This window comes from Variovorax sp. DAIF25 (genome assembly GCF_050711835.1).
Classification (GTDB): Bacteria; Pseudomonadota; Gammaproteobacteria; order Burkholderiales; family Burkholderiaceae_C; genus Variovorax.
On the sequence record NZ_CP136636.1, the window covers coordinates 3,781,936 to 3,799,774 of the forward strand.

At 71.7% G+C, this 17,839-nt stretch carries 21 protein-coding genes; 18 read left to right on the forward strand and 3 right to left on the reverse strand.

Annotation, left to right across the window (positions count from 1 at the left end):
• Positions 1-19: 19 nt before the first annotated feature.
• A complete protein-coding gene (locus R0232_RS17715; RefSeq protein ID WP_093341836.1) occupies positions 20-340 on the forward strand; it encodes a non-heme iron oxygenase ferredoxin subunit in 321 nt (106 codons plus the stop codon).
• On the opposite strand, the gene R0232_RS17720 is transcribed toward R0232_RS17715, so the two are convergent.
• A complete protein-coding gene (locus R0232_RS17720; RefSeq protein WP_431508900.1) occupies positions 319-936 on the reverse strand; it encodes a DUF2726 domain-containing protein in 618 nt (205 codons plus the stop codon). The two genes, R0232_RS17715 and R0232_RS17720, sit on opposite strands and share 22 nt — an antisense overlap.
• A gap of 186 nt (positions 937-1,122) precedes the next feature.
• Here R0232_RS17720 and R0232_RS17725 point away from each other — a divergent pair, with 186 nt between their 5' ends.
• On the forward strand, positions 1,123-1,605 hold the full coding sequence (locus R0232_RS17725) for a RidA family protein (protein WP_093341840.1): 483 nt from the start codon (positions 1,123-1,125) through the stop codon (positions 1,603-1,605).
• A gap of 1 nt (position 1,606) precedes the next feature.
• On the opposite strand, the gene R0232_RS17730 is transcribed toward R0232_RS17725, so the two are convergent.
• Entirely contained in the window at positions 1,607-2,668 is a 1,062-nt protein-coding gene (locus R0232_RS17730) for a DUF72 domain-containing protein (protein ID WP_431508901.1), read from the reverse strand.
• 66 nt (positions 2,669-2,734) lie between these two features.
• On the opposite strand from R0232_RS17730, the gene R0232_RS17735 reads away from it, so the two are divergent.
• From R0232_RS17735 to R0232_RS17770, 8 genes are all read left to right on the forward strand, one after another.
• Positions 2,735-4,222, forward strand: coding sequence for a sensor histidine kinase (locus tag R0232_RS17735; RefSeq protein WP_431508902.1), 1,488 nt, complete (start codon positions 2,735-2,737; stop codon positions 4,220-4,222).
• On the forward strand, positions 4,219-4,848 hold the full coding sequence (locus R0232_RS17740) for a response regulator transcription factor (protein WP_093341845.1): 630 nt from the start codon (positions 4,219-4,221) through the stop codon (positions 4,846-4,848). Before R0232_RS17735 ends, R0232_RS17740 begins: the two co-directional genes overlap by 4 nt.
• A gap of 122 nt (positions 4,849-4,970) precedes the next feature.
• Positions 4,971-5,489 (forward strand): GlcG/HbpS family heme-binding protein, encoded by a 519-nt coding sequence (locus R0232_RS17745; RefSeq protein ID WP_208509097.1) that lies wholly within the window; start codon positions 4,971-4,973, stop codon positions 5,487-5,489.
• Positions 5,486-6,190 carry an ankyrin repeat domain-containing protein gene (locus R0232_RS17750; RefSeq protein ID WP_431508903.1) on the forward strand — a complete coding sequence of 235 codons (705 nt, stop codon included), beginning with the start codon at positions 5,486-5,488 and terminating at the stop codon, positions 6,188-6,190. The genes R0232_RS17745 and R0232_RS17750 overlap by 4 nt, the downstream gene beginning before the upstream one ends.
• Positions 6,191-6,260: 70 nt before the next feature.
• Complete coding sequence (locus tag R0232_RS17755) at positions 6,261-6,914, forward strand: FMN-binding negative transcriptional regulator (RefSeq protein ID WP_296787924.1); 654 nt, start codon at positions 6,261-6,263, stop codon at positions 6,912-6,914.
• Position 6,915: 1 nt separating this feature from the next.
• Positions 6,916-7,140 (forward strand): hypothetical protein, encoded by a 225-nt coding sequence (locus R0232_RS17760; RefSeq protein WP_431508904.1) that lies wholly within the window; start codon positions 6,916-6,918, stop codon positions 7,138-7,140.
• Positions 7,130-8,236 carry a tRNA adenosine(34) deaminase TadA gene (gene tadA / locus R0232_RS17765; protein ID WP_431508905.1) on the forward strand — a complete coding sequence of 369 codons (1,107 nt, stop codon included), beginning with the start codon at positions 7,130-7,132 and terminating at the stop codon, positions 8,234-8,236. Before R0232_RS17760 ends, tadA begins: the two co-directional genes overlap by 11 nt.
• The gene (locus R0232_RS17770) at positions 8,233-9,246 is read left to right on the forward strand and encodes an LD-carboxypeptidase (RefSeq protein WP_431508906.1); all 1,014 of its coding nucleotides are present in this window, start codon (positions 8,233-8,235) and stop codon (positions 9,244-9,246) included. Before tadA ends, R0232_RS17770 begins: the two co-directional genes overlap by 4 nt.
• 88 nt (positions 9,247-9,334) lie before the next feature.
• On the opposite strand, the gene R0232_RS17775 is transcribed toward R0232_RS17770, so the two are convergent.
• Positions 9,335-9,670: a hypothetical protein gene (locus R0232_RS17775; protein ID WP_431508907.1), complete on the reverse strand. Its 336-nt coding sequence runs from the start codon at positions 9,668-9,670 to the stop codon at positions 9,335-9,337.
• Between the two features lie 346 nt (positions 9,671-10,016).
• On the opposite strand from R0232_RS17775, the gene R0232_RS17780 reads away from it, so the two are divergent.
• The 8 genes from R0232_RS17780 (at position 10,017) to R0232_RS17815 (ending at position 17,836) form a co-directional block, all read left to right on the forward strand.
• Positions 10,017-10,961, forward strand: a complete 945-nt coding sequence (locus tag R0232_RS17780; RefSeq protein ID WP_431508908.1) for an adenylate/guanylate cyclase domain-containing protein — start codon at positions 10,017-10,019, stop codon at positions 10,959-10,961.
• A gap of 134 nt (positions 10,962-11,095) precedes the next feature.
• Positions 11,096-11,443 carry a hypothetical protein gene (locus R0232_RS17785; RefSeq protein WP_208510616.1) on the forward strand — a complete coding sequence of 116 codons (348 nt, stop codon included), beginning with the start codon at positions 11,096-11,098 and terminating at the stop codon, positions 11,441-11,443.
• A 210-nt stretch (positions 11,444-11,653) separates the two neighbouring features.
• Positions 11,654-13,495, forward strand: coding sequence for a DUF1800 domain-containing protein (locus R0232_RS17790; RefSeq protein ID WP_431508909.1), 1,842 nt, complete (start codon positions 11,654-11,656; stop codon positions 13,493-13,495).
• 43 nt (positions 13,496-13,538) lie between these two features.
• The gene (locus R0232_RS17795) at positions 13,539-15,011 is read left to right on the forward strand and encodes a DUF1501 domain-containing protein (RefSeq protein WP_431508910.1); all 1,473 of its coding nucleotides are present in this window, start codon (positions 13,539-13,541) and stop codon (positions 15,009-15,011) included.
• A 5-nt stretch (positions 15,012-15,016) separates the two neighbouring features.
• A complete protein-coding gene (locus R0232_RS17800; protein WP_398494211.1) occupies positions 15,017-15,385 on the forward strand; it encodes a hypothetical protein in 369 nt (122 codons plus the stop codon).
• Between the two features lie 170 nt (positions 15,386-15,555).
• Entirely contained in the window at positions 15,556-16,266 is a 711-nt protein-coding gene (locus tag R0232_RS17805) for an STN domain-containing protein (RefSeq protein ID WP_431508911.1), read from the forward strand.
• Positions 16,263-16,766 (forward strand): sigma-70 family RNA polymerase sigma factor, encoded by a 504-nt coding sequence (locus tag R0232_RS17810; RefSeq protein WP_431508912.1) that lies wholly within the window; start codon positions 16,263-16,265, stop codon positions 16,764-16,766. The genes R0232_RS17805 and R0232_RS17810 overlap by 4 nt, the downstream gene beginning before the upstream one ends.
• A gap of 50 nt (positions 16,767-16,816) precedes the next feature.
• Complete coding sequence (locus R0232_RS17815) at positions 16,817-17,836, forward strand: FecR family protein (protein ID WP_431508913.1); 1,020 nt, start codon at positions 16,817-16,819, stop codon at positions 17,834-17,836.
• The last annotated feature ends 3 nt before the right edge of the window (positions 17,837-17,839 follow it).

A 17,839-nucleotide genomic window follows, 5' to 3' on the forward strand; every position in this document is an offset into this window, starting at 1 on the left:
CGCCACGAAGGAAAAGAACATGACCACGATCACCTGGATCGACGCCGCGGCGGTGGACGACGTCCCCGCCGACGACGTGATCGGCATCGACGTGCAGGGCCGCGACATCGCGCTCTACGGCACCGAGGACGGCATCCATGCCACCGACAACATCTGCACCCACGGCCATGCGCGGCTGTGCGACGGCTTCCTCGAGGGCCACGAGATCGAGTGCCCGTTGCACCAGGGCCGCTTCGACGTGCGCAGCGGCAAGGCGATGTGCGCGCCGCTCACCGAGGACCTGCGCAGCTACCCGGTGAAGATCGAGGGCGGGCGGGTCTACCTCGCGTTCGAGGGCTGATCGGCGGGCAGCTCGCGCGGGCGCTCGCGGCGCCGGCGCTTGGCCTTCGACGGATGCCACTGGTGCGTCGAGGGCTTGAAGGCCGGCCGCTCGAGCGTCATCGCCTCGAGGAAGCGCGGGCCGATCTGCAGCCGCGGCGTGGCCAGCGAGGGATCGAAGTCGGCCTCGACACGGCCCACGTCGGGCACGCGCGCATAGCGCAGCACGCGGTAGCCGGCATCGACCAGCAGCGCGTCGTGGGCCTCGCGCAGCGCGCGCTCCTTGCGGCCGGCCTTCTCGTCGAGCCCGACCACGGCCACCACCTCGAAGTTGCGGTCGCAGATGACGAAGTCGGCGATCTTGCGGCCGAAGCCGCTGCGCGCGGCGCGGGTGCGCGCCGTGAGCAGGGCGCCGAAGCTCACCTGCGGCAGCACCACGAGGTCGGGCAGCGTCTGCACCAGGCGGTGGTACATGGCCTGCTGGCGTTCGTTGAGCGGCGCGCGCGGGCGCGGGCGTTCGACGAAACCGCCGCGGCTGTCGTTGCGTTTCTGGGCGATCAGCACGACCAGGAGCAGGGCGAGGGTCGCCAGAACGACCACGAATAGAAATGTATTCATCTGTAACTCTCCTTCAGCGGCGAGTCTCGCACGAGTGAAAGCGAGGGCCTTGGCAAGCCCCTCGAAGCCTCGGACCAGGGCTTGCGCGCGGCCTCTGTTGCGGCTGCATTTCGCGGGCTCTGTATCTGTTCGCGGCGCGCCGGTGCGGCGAAGATGGCGCCTTTTCTTTCAGCTGGAAATTCCGCCATGACCGCCTCCGCCCATCGCCAACAGACTGCCGACCGCATCGCCGCCGCGCTCGGCCACAGCTTCGAGGGCGAGATCCGCGTCGGCGGCCACTACGCGTCGGCCGTGCGCGATGGCCAGACCGTCTACATCAGCGGCCAGGTGCCGCGCGTGGGCACCACGGTGATGGTCACGGGCCGCGCGGGCGATACCGTCTCGCTCGAGCAGGCACGCGAGGGCGCGCAGATCTGCGCGCTGCGCGCGCTCGCGATCCTGCGCCGCGAGCTCGGCTCGCTCGACGCGGTGCGCCAGGTGCTGCGCGTGGGCGTGTTCGTGCAGTGCAGCGCCGACTTCACGCAGCACAGCGAGGTGGCCGACGCGGCCTCGGACCTGCTGCACGAGGTGTTCGGCGACGCGGGCGTGCATGTGCGCACGGCGGTCGGCGTCTATGCGCTGCCGAAGAACGCGACGGTCGAGGTCGAGATGACCGTCGCGGTCGACTGATTCAGCGCAGCAGCAGGTCCGCCACTTCCTGCGCCAGGGTCGCCACGGTGCGCGGCGCGCAGCCCTCGGCGTTGTTGCTCACGGTGACGAAGGCGTTCTGCCCGGCCTTCACGGTGCCCGCGATCACGCGCGCCAGCGCCTGGCGCGTCTCGGGATCGGGGTCGACGATCTTGTCGAACGGGCCGTAGAGCTTCTCGGCGTCCTCGTAGCCGTAGCGGCCGTGGCGCCGGTGCAGGTTCCAGCGGCACACCAGCGGGCGCGGCCACAGCGCGCGCAGCATCGGCAGCTGGTCCTCGATCGGCGGCATCTTCGCGTGCAGGCCCAGGCACCAGGTGGCGCCCACGCTGCGCAGCATGGCGGCGAACTCGGGCGTCATGAGCTGCGGATCGCGCACCTCGACCGCGACCACCGCGTCGGGCGCGGTCGGCGTGAGCGCCGGCAGTGCGGCGATCATCGCGGCGAGGCGCTCGAGCAGCAGCGGCACATCGGCCAGCACGGGCCGCGGCAGCGGGCTCAGCTGGAACACCAGCGCGCCGATGCGGTGGCCCAGGCCCTGCAGCGCGGGCTCGGCGAATTCGCGCACCGCGAGGTCGGCACTGAGGAAGGCCGGATTGATCTGCGTGCCGCGGCCGCTCTCGTCGCGCACCGTGGCATCGGTCACCACGCTCGGCGCCTTCACCACGAAGCGGAAGTCGTCGGGCACCATCGCCGCGTAGCGCGCGTACTGGCTTGCGGTGAGCGCGCGGTAGAAGTTGCGGTCCAGGCTCACGGTGCGGAACAGCGGATGCTGGCCATAGGCCGCGAGGCCGTTCTTCGACAGCACGGTCTCGGCGTACTCGCCGTCCCACACGAGGCCGGCCCAGCCCGGGTAGTTCCACGACGAGCCGCCGAAGCGCAATTGCGGCGGCAGCTGCAGCGCGAGGTCGACCAGCGCGGGATCGGCCGGTGCCGGCTGCACGGTGCCGCCGCGCGATTTCTTCGCGGCCGGGGCGTCGTCCGTGGGAGGGGCGGGCGTCGCCGAAGGGGGAGATCCGGGGAGGTCGGGGAAAAGATGGTCCTGCATTGCACTGATGCCTCGGGCGCGCATTCTCGCCCGGCCGGCGCCTGCCTGCCGGGCACAATCCGCGCCATGAAACAGTGGTTGCGCACCCGCGGCGGATGGTGGCTGGCCTGGCTGGCGCTGTCGGCCACGGGCGCGGTCTGGCTCGCGCGCGCGGAGATCGAGCGACTGCACCAGGCCTTCGACACCGACGCGCGCATCGCGCACCGCCTGATGAGCCAGCAGGTGGTGCAGTACGACGCGGTGCTGGCCACGCTCGCGCTGCTCGAGCCCGCGAGCGGCGGCGGCGCCGCCGACCGTCCCGAACAGCGGCTGCCCGCCGTGTACGCGTCGATCCTCGGCGTGCAGCGGCGCGCGCGCGACGAGGCCTGGCCGCCGGGTCCGCAGGCCGAGGCGCTGGCGCGGGCCGAGGCGCGCTCGCGCGAACTGCACCGCGCCGAATACGCGGCGCTCGACCTGCCGCACGGGCGCTACCTGCTGGCGATCGGCGCCGACCCGGTCAGCTACGCGCTGGCCATCGACCTCGCGGGCACCGTGCCTTGGCGCGACTGGCCGATGAACCCGCAGCAGAGCCCGGTGCGGCTGAGCCTGCAGCGCGATGGCCAGCAGCTGGTGCTGCAGCCGGGCCGCATCGGCGAGGGCGGCTGGCGCTTCGACTTCACCAAGGTGCTGGCCTCGCCGAGCCAGCCCTTCGACCTCGTCGCGCAGCGCCAGGTGGGCTGGTCCGAACTGCCCTGGCGCGCGATCGCGCTGTGGACGCTGGCGATGGCGCTGCTGGTCGCGGGCCTGTGGACCGCGCAGCGCCAGCGCGTGGCGCGCCGCCGCGCGGAAGAGCTGTTGCGGCTCGGCCAGGTCGCGCGGCTCAACGCGCTCGGCGAACTGTCGGCCGGCCTCGCGCACGAACTCAACCAGCCGCTGACGGCCGTGCTCGCCAATGCGCAGGCCGCGCGCCGGCTGCTCGACGAGGAGCCGCCCGACATCGCCACCGCGCGCGGCGCCATGGGCCAGGCGGTCGAACAGGCGCGGCGCGCGGCCGGCGTGGTGGGGCGGCTGCGGCGCGTGATCGAGCGGCCCGAGGCCGGCGGCGAGCTGCGCCCGCTGGCGCTGCACGAGGTGGTGCGCGATGCGATGCACCTGTTGGCGCCCGAGTTCGAGCAGCGCGGTGTCGCGGTGCGCTTCGATGCCGCGGCCCAGCCGCCGCTGCGCGTGCTCGGCGAACCGGTGGCGCTCGAGCAGATCGTGCACAACCTGCTGATGAACGCGCTGCAGGCGCTCGAAGGCGTGCCCGCGGGCGAACGGCGCATCGAGGTCGAGCTCGCGCGCCAGGGCCAGGAAGGCACGCTGGCCATCGTCGACAGCGGCCGGGGCATCGCGCCCGAGGCCCTGCCGCGGCTGTTCGAACCCTTCTTCAGCACGCGCGAAGGCGGCCTGGGGCTGGGCCTGAGCCTCAGCGAGACGCTGGCCAGCGGCATGGGAGGCAGCCTGGAGGCCGCCCACGCGCTGCCGCGCGGCGCGCGCTTCACCCTGCGGCTGCGGCTGGAAGAAAGCGCCCGATGAACGTCCAACCCCAATCCCCGCTGGTGCACCTGATCGACGACGACCAGGCCGTGCGCGACAGCCTCGCGCTGCTGATCGGCACCGTGGGCCTGCGCGTGCAGGCCTGGGCCGATCCGCAGGCCTTTCTCGCGGGCTTCGACCGCAGCGGCATCGGCGCCATCGTGCTCGACGTGCGCATGCCCGGCATCGGCGGGCTGACCGTGCTCGACCGGCTGGTGGCGCAGGGCGTGGACCAGCCCGTGATCATGCTGACCGGCCACGGCACGGTCGAGATGTGCCGCCGTGCCTTCAAGGCCGGCGCGGCCGAGTTCCTCGAGAAGCCCGTGGACGACGAACAGCTGCTCGAGGCGCTGCAGCAGGCGGTGCGCCAGCACGTGCGCTCGCGCGAGCGTTCGCAGGCCGACCAGGCGGCGCGCGAGCGGGTGGCGCAGCTGTCGGAGCGAGAGCGCGAGGTGCTGGCCTTCATCGTCGCCGGCCTCACCAACAAGGAGATCGCGCGCGAGCTCGCGCTGTCGCCGCGCACGGTGGAGACGCACCGCGCGAACCTGTTCGCCAAGCTCGAGAGCGATTCGCTGGCGCAGCTGATCCGGCGCTACGCGCTGCTGGTCGACGGCGACGCGGCCTGAGCGGCGCTCCGTAGAACTACGGAGCGCGGCCCGCAGCCGTACGAATGGCCGCGCCGACGCGGCTTTCCTACAGTGGCGCAGCCGCCGGCAACGGGCCGGCGCCACTCACTGGAGACCCTTTCATGCATTCGTCGCTTCGCCTCGCCACCCTCGCTGCCGCCGTCGTCGGCCTGGCCGCCTCCACCCTGGCCCAGGCCCAGACCGCCGCGCCCGCCGCAGTGCGCACCGAGCGCAACATCTCGCTCGCGCTGGCCAACCAGATCGCCGCCGAGGCCGTCGCCGCCTGCGCCGCCAACGGCTACAACGTGGCCGCCACCGTGGTCGACCGCGCCGGCACCGTGCGCGCCGTGCAGCGCGCCGACAACGCCGGCCCGCACACGCTGGCCTCGAGCGAGCGCAAGGCCTGGACCTCGGCCTCGGCCAAGAGCCCCACGCAGGCCATGATGGAGAACGCGCAGAAGAATCCCGGCGCCGCGAACCTGGTCTACCTGCCGGGCTTCCTGCTGCTGGGCGGCGGCGTGCCCGTGAAGTCGGGCAACGAGGTGATCGGTGCCGTGGGCGTGGGCGGCGCGCCCGGCGGCCACCTCGACGACCAATGCGCGAATGCCGCGCTCGAGAAGGTCAAGGGCCTGCTGGGATGAGAACGCCGCGCGCGCTTCGGCTCGCCGCCGGCCTGGCGCTCGCGCTGGCCGCGGGCGTGCCGGGTGCGGCCATGGCCCAGGTAGCGCCCAGCGTGGCCGAGGCCAAGGCCTACGAGGGCCTGCATCGCGCGGCCTGGCAGGGCGACCTGCCGCGGCTGCGCACGCTGATCGCGGGCGGCGCGACGCTCGATGCGCGCGATGCCCGTGGCCGCACGGCGCTGCAGGTGGCCACGCATGCGCGCCAGCGCGAGGCGATCCGCCTGCTGGCGCAGGCCGGCGCCTCGCTCGACCTGCTCGAGGACGACCGCTACGACGCCGTGACCATCGCCGCGGTGGCCGACGATCCGGCCACGCTGGCGCTGTTGTTGTCGCTGGGCGCGAGCGCGAAGCAGGTCACGAGCCGCTACGACGGCACCGCGCTGATCGCGGCCGCGCACCTGGGCCACGACGAGGTGGTGCGCCAGCTGATCGCGGCCGGCGCGCCGCTCGACCACGTCAACAACCTGCACTGGACCGCCACCATCGAGGCCGTGGTGCTGGGCGACGGCGGCGCGCGGCACCAGCGCACGCTGGCGGCCCTGATCGGCGCGGGCGCCAGGCTCTCGCTGGCCGACCGGCAGGGGCGCACGCCGCTGCAGCTCGCGGTGGCGCGCGGCTACACGGCGATGGCCGACCAGTTGCGGGCCGCCGGCGCGCCTTGAGCAGAACGCGGGGCGCGGGCGCCGGGCGGCTCGGGGACAATCGGGCCTCGCCGTCCCAAGGATTCGTCCCATGTACATGCCCCCGCAGTTCAACGCCAAGGATCCCGCCGTCGCGCTCGAGCTGATGCGCGCCCATCCTTTCGCGAGCCTGATCTCGACCGACGACGACGGCCTGCCGTACGTGACGCACCTGCCCCTGGTGGCCGAGCAGAGGACGGGCGAGGGCGGCGGGCTGGTGCTGTGGGGCCACTGCGCCAAGCCCAATCCGCACTGGCGCTACCTGCAGGCGCGGCCGCGCGCGGTCGCCACCTTTCTCGGGCCGCATGCCTACCTGTCGCCGCAGGTCTATCCCGACCTCGCGCGCGTGCCGACCTGGAACTACCTCGCGGTGCACTGCACGGTCGAGGCCCGGCTGGTCGAGGACGCACCGGCCAAGGACGCGCTGCTCAAGCGCCTGATCGGCGAGCACGAGCCGGCCTATGCGCAGCAGTGGCGCGACCTCGGCGAGGAATTCCAGCTCAAGATGCTGGCCGGCATCGTGGGCTTCGAGCTGCGCGTGACCGCGCTGCAATGCAAGATCAAGCTCAACCAGCACCGGCGCGAATCGCATGCGGCGATGCACGAGCGCTACGCGGCCGGGTCGGGCGACGAGCGCGCGCTGTCGGTGTGGATGGAGCGCCTCGGGCTGACCGGTGCCGAGGCGCCCGCGAAGGGCGCGGCCTGAGATGCGCGGACTCGGACTGATCGGCCTCGTGGTGGCGCTCGCGATCGTCGCGCTGGTGGCGAAGAAGCAGTTCGCGGGCGTGGCCGCGCCGGTGGTGTCGACCGGGGGCGATGCCACGACGCCCGCCACGGTGCGCGACCAGGCGCGCCAGGTGCAGGACCAGTACAAGCAGGCCCTCGACGCCGCGATGCAGCAGTCGCAGCGCAAGATGCCCGATGACGAGTGAGCCCCTGAACGACGACGGCTTCATGGCGCTCGCGCTGGCCGAGGCGCGGCGCGCGGCCGAGGCCGGCGAGGTGCCCGTGGGCGCGGTGCTGGTGAAGGATGGCCGCGTGATCGCCACCGGCCGCAACACGCCCGTGGGCGGCCACGATCCGAGCGGCCATGCCGAGATCAATGCGCTGCGCGCCGGGGCCGAGGCGCTGCGCAACTACCGGCTCGAGGGCTGCGAGCTGTTCGTCACGCTCGAGCCCTGCGCGATGTGCGCGGGCGCGATGCTGCATGCGCGGCTCGCGCGCGTGGTCTATGGCGCCACCGATCCCAAGACCGGCGCGGCCGGTTCGGTGCTCGACCTGTTCGCGCTGCCCCAGCTTAACCACCGCACGCAAGTGCGGGGCGGCGTGCTGGCGGCCGACTGCGCGGCGCTGCTGCAGGACTTCTTCCAGCGCCGACGCACGGCCGCGCGCGAGCAGGCGCAGCCGCTGCGCGACGATGCGCTGCGCACGCCGCCCGAGCGCTTCGAGGCGCTGGCGGACTACGCCTTCGCGCCGCACCACGTGCAGGACCTGCCGTCGCAGCGCGGCTGGCGCCTGCACTACGTCGACGAAGGGCCGGCCGATGGCGGTGCCGTCGAGGCGACCTGCCTGTGCCTGCATGGCCCCGGCGAATGGGGCTATGCCTTTCGCCATCTCGTGGGCCTGCCCGGGCTGCGCGTGCGGGTGCCCGACCTGATCGGCTTCGGCAAGAGCGACAAGCCCAAGCGCGAGGCCGCGCACAGCCTCGAGTGGCATCGCGACCTGCTGCTCGAATGGCTGGCCCGGCTGCCGCCCGCGCCGATGGTGCTGCTGCACTCGCAGGCCGGCGCGGACCTGGCGGCCGCGCTCCATGCGGCCGCGCCCGCGGGCCGCTTCGCGGCGCTGCTGGCCGCGCCCGAGGGCGGCGAGCGCGTGCGCGATGCCTGGCGCGCGCCGTTCCCCGACCGCGGCTTCGAGGCCGCGCTGCGCGCGCTCGGCCCGCTGGCCCGGTCCTCGGGGCCGGATCGCGCGCAGGCATTGGCACTGGCCGAGGCCGCGCGCGCCGCGATGGGATACTCGACGCCGTGAGCAACAAGCACATCTACATCTATTCCCCCTCCAGCGCGGTGCGCGACAAGGCCGCGTTCCGGCGCGGCGTGGCGCGCCTGAAGGCACTGGGCCACGAGGTCGAGGTCGACGAGGCCGCGCTGTCCTTCCACCAGCGCTTCGCCGGCGACGACGCGACCCGCCTCGCGGCCATCGGCCGCGCGGCCGCGAGCGGGGCCGACATCGCGTTGATCGCGCGCGGCGGCTACGGCCTCACGCGCATCCTCGACGGCGTGCCGTTCAAGAAGGTGGCCAAGGCCATCGAGCGCGGCACCGAGTTCGTCGGCCTCAGCGACTTCACCGCGCTGCAGAACGCGCTGCTCGCGAAGACCGGCGCCGTGACCTGGGCCGGCCCCGCGGTGGGCGAGGACTTCGGCGCCGAGGCCGGGCCCGACGACATCATGGAAGCCTGCTTCGACGATCTCGCGAACGGGCAGGGCGAGGGCACCGGCTGGCGCATGCCGGTGCGCGATGCCGGGATCAAGCTCAAGCCCGTGCACGACGCCGTGCTGTGGGGCGGCAACCTCTGCGTGCTGACCAGCCTGCTCGGCACGCCGTACTTTCCGGCGGTCGACCAGGGCGTGCTGTTCATCGAGGACATCAACGAGCATCCGTACCGCATCGAGCGCATGCTCGAGCAACTGCGCATGGCCGGCGTGCTCGGCCGCCAGCGCGCCATCGTCTTCGGCCAGTTCACCGGCATGCGCAAGGTGCCGGGCTACGACCGCGGCTTCGGCCTCGACACCGTGATCGACCGGCTGCGCGCGCAATTGCGCAAGGTGCAGGTGATCGCGGGCCTGCCGTTCGGCCACGTGCCGACCAAGGTGCTGCTGCCGGTGGGCGCGAAGGTCGAGCTCGCGGCCGACGGGCGCGACGTGTTCATGGTGTGGGGCCATCACCCGCACGGCAGCGCCAGGCCGCACGGGCATGCGCATGGCCACGATCACGGCCACGCGCACGGCGACCACGCCGACCACGGCCACGCGCACTGAGGCGCCGCGCGCGCCCAAAAAAAAGGCGGCCCGGAGGCCGCCTCGAAGCGAACGACAGGCAGCTCGCGACCGCCTGCCGTCCGTTACATCAGTGGTGGGGAATGCGCTGGTGCGTGCGCGGTCCCATCGAGCCCGGCAATCCGCCTTCGAACATGCTGTTGATGCCCTTCATCTTGCGGCGCGCGGCGGTTTCGCCGTCGATCGCGCTCAGCGCGGTCATCACGTCCTGGCGCAGATACCAGAGGGTTTCGACATCGGCGGCGAAGCGCACGCGCTGACTCACGCGTTGCACCGAGTGGCCGCCGTGCGATTGCAGCAGCGACAGCATCGCGCTGCGGATGCGGCCGAGCTGCAGATCCTTGGTGCGCGCACTGGCACCACCCGAAAGGTGCAGCAGACGAAGCAGACGGCGGATGATCGACATGGCGAGTTACGTAACACCAGGAGCAAAGGTGACGGTTACCTTAATCGGGCGATGATCAAGACACAAGTTGTGGAACATTGTTTCTTGTTTGAAAACAACACACTTTACGTAGCAGTTCGAGCAAAAACTGAGGAGTGTTTTCTAAAGTATTAAGGCAAATGCAGGACTTTTCCTACATAGCCCACAGTATTTATCTGACAGCTCACTCTTCCTCTTCAGAATAGTGCGACTTGGTGAAGGATTTGACGGTACAAACCCGTCCAGGGATGACCGGATTTCGGCGTTCTCCGTGTCCGGTCGGAGATAAGAAAACTCAAAACAACGGCGGTGAGGCCGAATTCAGAACATGGTTGTCAACTCCACTGTGGTGTTTGCGGACCTGACCGGGAGCACCCGGGTCTTCGAGGCGATGGGCAATGCCCGGGCCACCGAGACGGTGACGCGCCTGACGCAATGGATCGGGGCGGTGTGCGAAAAGCATGGCGGCCGGGTGGTGAAGTCGCTGGGCGATGGCGTGTTCGCGCTCTTCGCCGAAGGCGCGGGCGCGATCCAGTCGGTGATCGAATTGCAGCGCCAGCACCAGAAGCGCCTGCTGGCCTGGCCCGCGCCGCTGCGCATGGAACTGCAGATCGGCGTGGCCAGCGGCGAGGTGCTCGAGGTCGACGGCGACTGCTTCGGCGACGCGGTCAACCTGGCCTCGCGGCTCAGCGATCTCGCGGGGCCGAGCCAGATCTGGGCCACCGAGTCGGTGATCGCCCAACTGCCCGAGGGCTCGGTCCATCACCGCGACCTCGGCCCGATCAACATCCGCGGCCGCAGCGAGCTCTCGGTGGTGCATCGCATCGACTGGCAGGAGGACGTGACCGCCTCGCTGACGGTGCCGGCCGCGCTGATGGCGAGCCGCCATGCCGATTCGAACTTCGGCCAGATCGAGCTGAGCTGGCTCGACGTGCGCTCGATGTTCCGCACCGAGCAGTTGCCGATCCACCTGGGCCGCGTCGACGACGCCGAGTTCGTGGTCAACGATCCGCGCGTGTCGCGCCTGCATGCGCGCATCGAGCTGCGCCAGGGCAGTTGCGTGCTGACCGAAATCAGCACCTACGGCACCTGGGTGCGCTTCCACGGCAATGCCGGGCCCAGCAGCGAGATCGCGCTGCGGCGCGAGGAATGCGTGCTGCACGGCAGCGGCGAGATCGGGCTCGGCGCGCCGCTCAGCGATTTCAGCGCGCCGACCATCGCCTTCAACACCATGGGCGGCGACGTGCTGCTGTCGCGCCGCTCGGTCGGCTGAAGGGCGGCCGCCTCGTCACGTTTGGCTACCAGAAGCGGTGGCCGGGCGTGCACGGGGCGCGGGGGCCGGGCGTTGCTCGTGCATCGGACCGCCGTTCGCGGTCGTTTCCAGCCAGCCTGGACCGGGAGCCCTCAGTGAACCTCAAGCCTTCTTCTTCCTCGTCCCGCGGCCTGCACCTGGCCGCGCTCGCCGCCGTGGCGGTCGCCTCGCTGTTCGCGGCCGGTGCCGCCAACGCGCGCGGCCACTGGTCGATCGAGATCGGCACGCCCGGCGTGGGCTATCCGCCCCCGTACTACGCGCCGCCGCCCGTCTACTACGAGCCCGCGCCGATCTACTACGCGCCGCCCCCGCCGGTGTATTACCGCCCGCCGCCGCCCGTGTACTACCGGCCGGCACCGCTGATCGCGCCGCCGCCGGGCCGGCTCTACTACGGCCCCGGCTACCCGTACCGCGCGCCCAACGATGACGGGGACGACGACTGACGCGCCCAGTGTCCGCCTGAGCGCTTGCTGAAGACAATTCACGACAGGAATTGTCAAATTGTGTTTCCTGAGCGACGAAAAAGTCACACAAGTTCACATTTCTAAGCCGAAAGTCCGTCGGTTTCAGCTCCTCGATCCACGGAAACCGGTAGGGCATGAGCCTTGCCTCCTGAGCCCCATCGGCGCGCGGGCGCCGCAGGAGCGAGGGTCATGTTCGACACGGAAGAAGCCGGCCAGCAGGCAGCGGCTCATGAGACGGGGGATGCGCCGCTGGCGCGGGACGGGGACGGCCACGGCACGCCCACCCACACGGGATCGGCCAAGGCGCTGAAGGGCCTGGCGCTGTTCGCCATGCCGGCGCTGATCGCGGGCTGTGGCGGCGGAGGAGGCGGCGGTGGCGCGGGCGGCGGCATCTTCCCGGGCGCGGGCGGCGGCGCCAACCCGCAGCCCGATCCGGCCACGCCGGCCGACACCGGCCCCTACCACTACCTGCAGGCCAAGAGCGACGCCGAAGCCGCGCGCTTCCTGCTGCAGGCGCAGTTCTCGGCCTCCGAGCCGGAGATCGCCGCGGTGCGCAGCCTTGGCTTCCTGCCCTGGCTCGAACAGCAGTTCAGCGCGCCGCGCACCCAGACTGCCTGGGAATGGGTCGAGAGCCAGCCCTACAACGCCACCGACATCGACGCCACCGTCTGGCGCCAGCTCATGCTGTCGGGCGACGCGGTGCGCAAGCGCATGGCGCTCGCGCTCAGCGAGATCTTCGTGGTCTCGGCCAACGACATCGGCTCGAGCTGGCCGACGCACATGATGGCCCAGTACTGGGACATGCTGGCCGTGGGCGTCTCGGGCAACTTCCGCCAGCTGCTCGAGGCTGTGACGCTCGATCCCGCGATGGGCTTCTACCTCAACACGCGCGGCAACCAGAAGGAGAACAACCGCGGCCGCCAGCCCGACGAGAACTATGCGCGCGAGGTCATGCAGCTCATGAGCATCGGCCTGCAGCAGCTCGAGGCCGACGGCACGCCGAAGACCGGCGCCGACGGCCAGCCGCTCGACAGCTACACGCAGAACGACGTGACGCAGCTCGCGCGCGTCTTCACCGGTTACGACCTCGACATCAAGCCCGGCGAGGAGAACGGCTTCCGCCCGCCGGGCGCGAGCTACACCGTCGAGACCAGGGACTGGACCACGCGGCCGATGGTGCTCGTCGCGAGCCGCCACTCGATGCTCGAGGCGAAGTTCCTCGGCGCCACCGTGCCCGCCAACACGCCCGGCGCCGCCGCGCTCAAGATCGCGCTCGACACGCTGTTCAACCACCCGAACGTCGGCCCCTTCATCGGCCGGCAGCTGATCCAGCGGCTGGTCACGAGCAACCCGAGCCCGGCCTACGTGAAGCGCGTGGCCGCGGCCTTCGCCGACAACGGCGCGGGCGTGCGCGGCGACATGAAGGCGGTGTTCGCCGCCGTGCTGATCGACGACGAGGCGCGCGCGCCGGCCGGCCTGGCCAACCCCGACTTCGGCCGCCTGCGCGAACCGATGCTGCGGCTCGCGCAATGGGGCCGCAGCTTCGGCGTGAGCTCCACCAAGGGCACCTGGCGCATCGGCGACCAGAGCAATGCCAGCTACGGCCTGGGCCAGAGCCCGTTGCGCTCGCCCTCGGTCTTCAACTACTTCCGGCCCGGCTACGTGCCGCCGGCCACCGCCATCGCCGAGCGCAAGCTGGTGGCGCCCGAGTTCCAGATCGTCAACGAGTCCAGCGTGGGCGGCTACCTCAACTTCCTGCAGAACGCGCTGCCCTACGGCATCGACAACGGCGACGTGCGCGCCGCCTACGCGGCCGAGAAGGCGCTGGCGCTCGACCCCGCGGCACTCGTGAAGCGGCTCAACCTGCTGCTGACCGGCAACCAGCTCTCGAGCGCCACCGTGAGCCTGATCGTCAATGCGCTCGCCACGCCCGCGCTCAACGCCAGCAGCAGCGAGGGCGCCCGGCTCAACCGCGTCTACGCGGCCGTGATGCTGGTGATGGGCGCGCCCGAATACCTGGTGCAGAAATGAACCCCATGACCCCGACGAACACGGCCAGCCAGGAGCGGCGCCCATGCATCTGATCGATCCCGCGCGCCACACCCGGCGCGCCTTCCTGCGCCGCTCGGGCCAGCTCGCGATGGCCGGCACCGCGCTGCCGTTCGCGCTCAACCTCGCGACCATGGGCGAGGCCGCGGCCCAGGCCGCGCCCGGCGACGACTACAAGGCGCTGGTCTGCGTCTTCCTCTACGGCGGCAACGACTACGCCAACACGGTGGTCACGTACGACACCGACAGCTACGGCAAGTACAGCCAGATCCGCGGCGGCAACGGCGATGCCGGCGGCGGCATCGCGATCGCGCGCGCCCAGCTGCTGCCCACCTTGCTCGCGCCCACCAGGGCGCTCGCGGACGGACGCCAGTACGCGCTGCATCCGTCGATGACCGCGCTGGCCGACCTGTTCCACAACGAGGGCAAGGTGGCGGTGCAGCTCAACGTCGGCCCGCTGATCGCGCCGATCACGCGCGCCCAGTACGACAGTGGCAACCGCAAGTCCTGGCCGGTGCCGCCCAAGCTGTTCTCGCACAACGACCAGCAGTCGGTCTGGCAGTCGTCCTCGCCCGAGGGCTCGACCGTGGGCTGGGGCGGCAACATCGGCGACCTCGTGCTGTCGGGCAATACCGGCGCGCTGTTCACCTGCATGTCGGTGTCGGGCAATGCCGTGTTCCTCTCGGGCGACCAGGCGCTGCAGTACCAGGTCGGCACCGGCGGCGCGGTGCGCATCTACAGCGTGGGCACCAACACCGGCAACCTGTTCGGTTCCGACACCGTCAAGGCCGCGATGCAGCAGCTCGCGCAGCAATCGCGCGGCCACACGCTCGAGGAGGAATACAGCAAGGTGGTCCGGCGCGCGGTCAAGGCCGAGGGCCAGGTCACGGCGGCGATCCAGAGCGACTTTCCCGCCGGTGCCTTCCCGGCCAACAACGGCCTCGCGAGCCAGCTCAAGATGGTCGCGCGCCTGATCCGCGGCCGCGCCTCGCTGGGCGTGAAGCGCCAGGTCTTCTTCGTCTCGATGGGCGGCTTCGACCTGCACGACAGCCTGATGACCATCCAGCCCGGCCTGATGCAGCGGCTGTCCGATGCGATGGCCGCCTTCCATCGCCAGATGGCGACGCTGGGACTCGCCGACCAGGTCACGGCCTTCACGGCCTCCGACTTCGGCCGCACGCTCTCGTACAACAGCGACGGCTCCGACCACGGCTGGGGCGGCCATCACTTCGTGGTCGGCGGCGCGGTGAAGGGCAGGGCGATCTACGGCACGCCACCGCCCGTGAGCATCGGCAACACCGCGGCCGATGCCGACCAGTGGCACGTGGGCCAGGGCCGCCTGCTGCCCACCACCTCGGTCGACCAGTACGCCGCCACGCTCGCGCGCTGGTTCGGCGTGCCCGACAGCCAGCTCGACGGGATCCTGCCGAACCTGAAGAACTTCGGGCGCACGGCGAACGGCATCGCGTATCCGCGCGACATCGGGTTCATGGGATGAACATCATGGGCCACGTGACACTGATGGGCAGCCTCGACAGCGTCGAGGGCGGCATCAGCGTGGACTTCGGTCCGAAGCCGCGGCGCGAGGCACCGCCCTCGACGCCGGGCCTCGGCCTGGCGCGGCGCCGGCCCTTCGCCAGCGTCGCAGCCGCGATCGCGGCCATCGAGGCGCTGGACCGCGAGCTGCGCAAGTTCGAGCTCGCGGTCGACGACGTGCTGCAGGACTATCTCGGCGTGCAGATGGCGCAGATCACCGACTGCGCGCTGACGCGCGGCTGGGAGCCCGTGGGTTTCGTGCAGGACGAGGGCTTTCGCGTCTACCGCTACGAGCGCGTGCGCGGCCGCTCGAGGCAGGCCGGCACGGGCCGCTGAAGCGCCGGGCGGCCAGCGCGGCGCCGCCTGTCATCGTACCGACACGAATCCGTCACGCAGCGCAGTCACCATCCGGCTCGCCCAGGCTGCGATGGTCCCGACGTCCACGGCCCGGCTCCTCCGAACACGCCGCGCATGCACCTTTCCTGCACCTCCTTCCTCGATCCGGCATGCCCGCAGCGGGTTCACAGCTCGCGGCGGGACTGATGGCGGTGGCGGTGCTCCTGGGCGGCATGCCGGCCGCGCGCGCCGACGCGCCACGGACCGCCGTGGCCGACCCCGCGGCGCCGATGCACTTCGACATTCCGCGCCTGCCGCTGGCCGCGGCGCTGAGCCGCTTCCATGCGCAGACCGGCCAGTCGCTGCTCTACGACGACGCGATCGCCGACGGACGCATGGCCGGTCCGCTGCAGGGCGAGCACACGCCCGAGGCCGCGCTGCGCGAGCTGCTCGCGGGCAGCGGCATCGTGGTGCGCTACACCTCGCAGGCGGCCTTCATGCTGATGCGGCCCGAGGCGCCCGCCGCCGGGACGTCGCCGGTTGCCCCGACGGCCGACACGCGAACCGCCATCGCGGCGACCGCCGCGCGCCGCGCTTACTACGCGCAGTTGCAGGCCCGCGTGACCGCCGCGCTGTGCGGCGATCCCGTCACCATGCCCGGCAGCTACCGGCTGGCGCTCAACCTCTGGATCGATGCCGGGGCCCCGGTGGTCGAGCGCGTGGTGCTGCATGCCACCGGCAACGAACGGCGCGATGCGCGCATCGCCGCGCGGCTCACCGGCCTGGCGCTCGAGTCGGCGCCGCCCGAGGGCCTGGCGCAGCCGATCGCGCTGCTGATCCTGCCGCGCCAGCCGGCGCAGACCGGCGATTGCCGCCCATGACCGCCGGCCTGCTGAACTTCCTGGTCGAGCGCTACGACGTGCTGCGCCGCAAGCTCTCGCACCGGCTCGGCTCGGTCGAGCTGGCCGAGGACGTGCTGCACGACACCTACGTCAAGCTCTCGGTGCGCGCGCCGGCCGGCCCGGTGCACAGCCCGCAGAGCTTCCTCTTGCGTACCGCGGTCAACATCGCGATCGACCGCATCCGCGCCGACCGGCTCGAGCTCTCGGGCGAGGAGGTCGACGAGCTGCTGATGACCGACGAGAAGGCCATCGACCCGGCGGTCGCGGTCGAGGCGCGCATCGACCTCGAGGCGGTGGCGCGCGCGATGGAGCTGCTGCCGCCGCTGCGCCGGCAACTGCTGTTTGCCTCGCGCGTCGAGGGCATCCCGCAGAAGGAGCTGGCGCAGCGCTACGCGATCTCGCTGCGCCGCGTCGAGCGCGAGATCCACCTGGCGCACGAGTTCTGCGTCGAACAGATGCGAGGGCCGCGCAAGGATTGATCGAATTGGCGGTCGGCCCCGGCGCCGAACGTCCAGTCAGCAGCACACCGATGATCTCGAACATGGCCGACGACGATTCCGAAGTCCTTGCCTCCCGTCTCGACGAGGAGGCGCGCGCCTGGGTGCGCCGGCTGCGCTCGGGCGCGGCCACGCGCAAGGACGCGCGTCAGCTCGCGCAGTGGCGCGCGCGCGGCCCGAGCCATGCGCAGGCCTTCGAGCGCGCCAAGCGCGAGTGGCAGGCGATCGGCGGCGTGGCGCAAGCGCACCAGCGGCTCTTTCCCGAGGCCGCCGCCGCGCCGGGCCGCGCGGCGGTGCAGGCCGCGGTGGCGGTCGATACGCGCCGGCGCTGGCTGCTCGGCGCGGGCTTCGCGAGCGCGGGCGCCGCGGCCATCGCGGCGGTGGTGCATCCGCCGCTGGCGCTGTGGCCCTCGTGGTCCGAGCTGGTGGCCGATTACCGCACCGGCACCGGCCAGCAGGCCACGGTGACGCTGGCGGCCGACGTGGAGCTGATGCTCAACACCCAGACCAGCCTCGCGGTGCAGCCCGGCGCCGCGGCCGGCGGCGGCGAGCGCATCCGGCTGATCGCGGGTGAGGCCACGCTGCGGCGCGGCCCCGGCGCGCCCTTCGTCGAGCTGGTCGCGGGCGAGCTGCGCATCGTGCCCGGTGTGGGCAATGTCGCCGTGTGGCGCCAGGACGAGCGCTACCGCGTGAGCTGCATCGAGGGCCGCGTCGAGGTGATGCATCCCACGCGCACCATCGCGCTGCGCGAGGGCGAGCAGATCTGGTGCGGCGCGACCGGCGTGTCGCCGGTGGCGCAGGTGGACATGGCGCAGACCCAGGCCTGGCGCCGCGGCGAGCTGGTGTTCCGCGCCACGCCCCTGAGCGAGGCGGTGGACGAGATCAACCGCTACCGCAACGGCCGGGTCGTGCTGGCGAGCGACTCGCTCGCGCGCCACCGGCTCAGCGGGCATTTCCGGATCAATGCGCTCGACGAGGCGATCGAGCAGATCGAGGTGCTGTTCGGCGCGCGCGCGACACGCTGGCCGGGCGGGATCGTGATGCTGGGCTGAGCG

Excerpts from the sequence above, each read along its gene's own strand:
- R0232_RS17715 (WP_093341836.1), top strand. The coding sequence starts at position 20 with ATGACCACGATCACCTGGATCGACGCCGCGGCGGTGGACGACGTCCCC.
- R0232_RS17720 (WP_431508900.1), bottom strand. The coding sequence starts at position 936 with ATGAATACATTTCTATTCGTGGTCGTTCTGGCGACCCTCGCCCTGCTC.
- R0232_RS17725 (WP_093341840.1), top strand. The coding sequence starts at position 1,123 with ATGACCGCCTCCGCCCATCGCCAACAGACTGCCGACCGCATCGCCGCC.
- R0232_RS17730 (WP_431508901.1), bottom strand. The coding sequence starts at position 2,668 with ATGCAGGACCATCTTTTCCCCGACCTCCCCGGATCTCCCCCTTCGGCG.
- R0232_RS17735 (WP_431508902.1), top strand. The coding sequence starts at position 2,735 with ATGAAACAGTGGTTGCGCACCCGCGGCGGATGGTGGCTGGCCTGGCTG.
- R0232_RS17740 (WP_093341845.1), top strand. The coding sequence starts at position 4,219 with ATGAACGTCCAACCCCAATCCCCGCTGGTGCACCTGATCGACGACGAC.
- R0232_RS17745 (WP_208509097.1), top strand. The coding sequence starts at position 4,971 with ATGCATTCGTCGCTTCGCCTCGCCACCCTCGCTGCCGCCGTCGTCGGC.
- R0232_RS17750 (WP_431508903.1), top strand. The coding sequence starts at position 5,486 with ATGAGAACGCCGCGCGCGCTTCGGCTCGCCGCCGGCCTGGCGCTCGCG.
- R0232_RS17755 (WP_296787924.1), top strand. The coding sequence starts at position 6,261 with ATGTACATGCCCCCGCAGTTCAACGCCAAGGATCCCGCCGTCGCGCTC.
- R0232_RS17760 (WP_431508904.1), top strand. The coding sequence starts at position 6,916 with ATGCGCGGACTCGGACTGATCGGCCTCGTGGTGGCGCTCGCGATCGTC.
- tadA (WP_431508905.1), top strand. The coding sequence starts at position 7,130 with ATGACGAGTGAGCCCCTGAACGACGACGGCTTCATGGCGCTCGCGCTG.
- R0232_RS17775 (WP_431508907.1), bottom strand. The coding sequence starts at position 9,670 with ATGTCGATCATCCGCCGTCTGCTTCGTCTGCTGCACCTTTCGGGTGGT.
- R0232_RS17780 (WP_431508908.1), top strand. The coding sequence starts at position 10,017 with ATGGTTGTCAACTCCACTGTGGTGTTTGCGGACCTGACCGGGAGCACC.
- R0232_RS17790 (WP_431508909.1), top strand. The coding sequence starts at position 11,654 with ATGTTCGACACGGAAGAAGCCGGCCAGCAGGCAGCGGCTCATGAGACG.
- R0232_RS17795 (WP_431508910.1), top strand. The coding sequence starts at position 13,539 with ATGCATCTGATCGATCCCGCGCGCCACACCCGGCGCGCCTTCCTGCGC.
- R0232_RS17800 (WP_398494211.1), top strand. The coding sequence starts at position 15,017 with ATGGGCCACGTGACACTGATGGGCAGCCTCGACAGCGTCGAGGGCGGC.
- R0232_RS17805 (WP_431508911.1), top strand. The coding sequence starts at position 15,556 with ATGCCCGCAGCGGGTTCACAGCTCGCGGCGGGACTGATGGCGGTGGCG.
- R0232_RS17810 (WP_431508912.1), top strand. The coding sequence starts at position 16,263 with ATGACCGCCGGCCTGCTGAACTTCCTGGTCGAGCGCTACGACGTGCTG.
- R0232_RS17815 (WP_431508913.1), top strand. The coding sequence starts at position 16,817 with ATGATCTCGAACATGGCCGACGACGATTCCGAAGTCCTTGCCTCCCGT.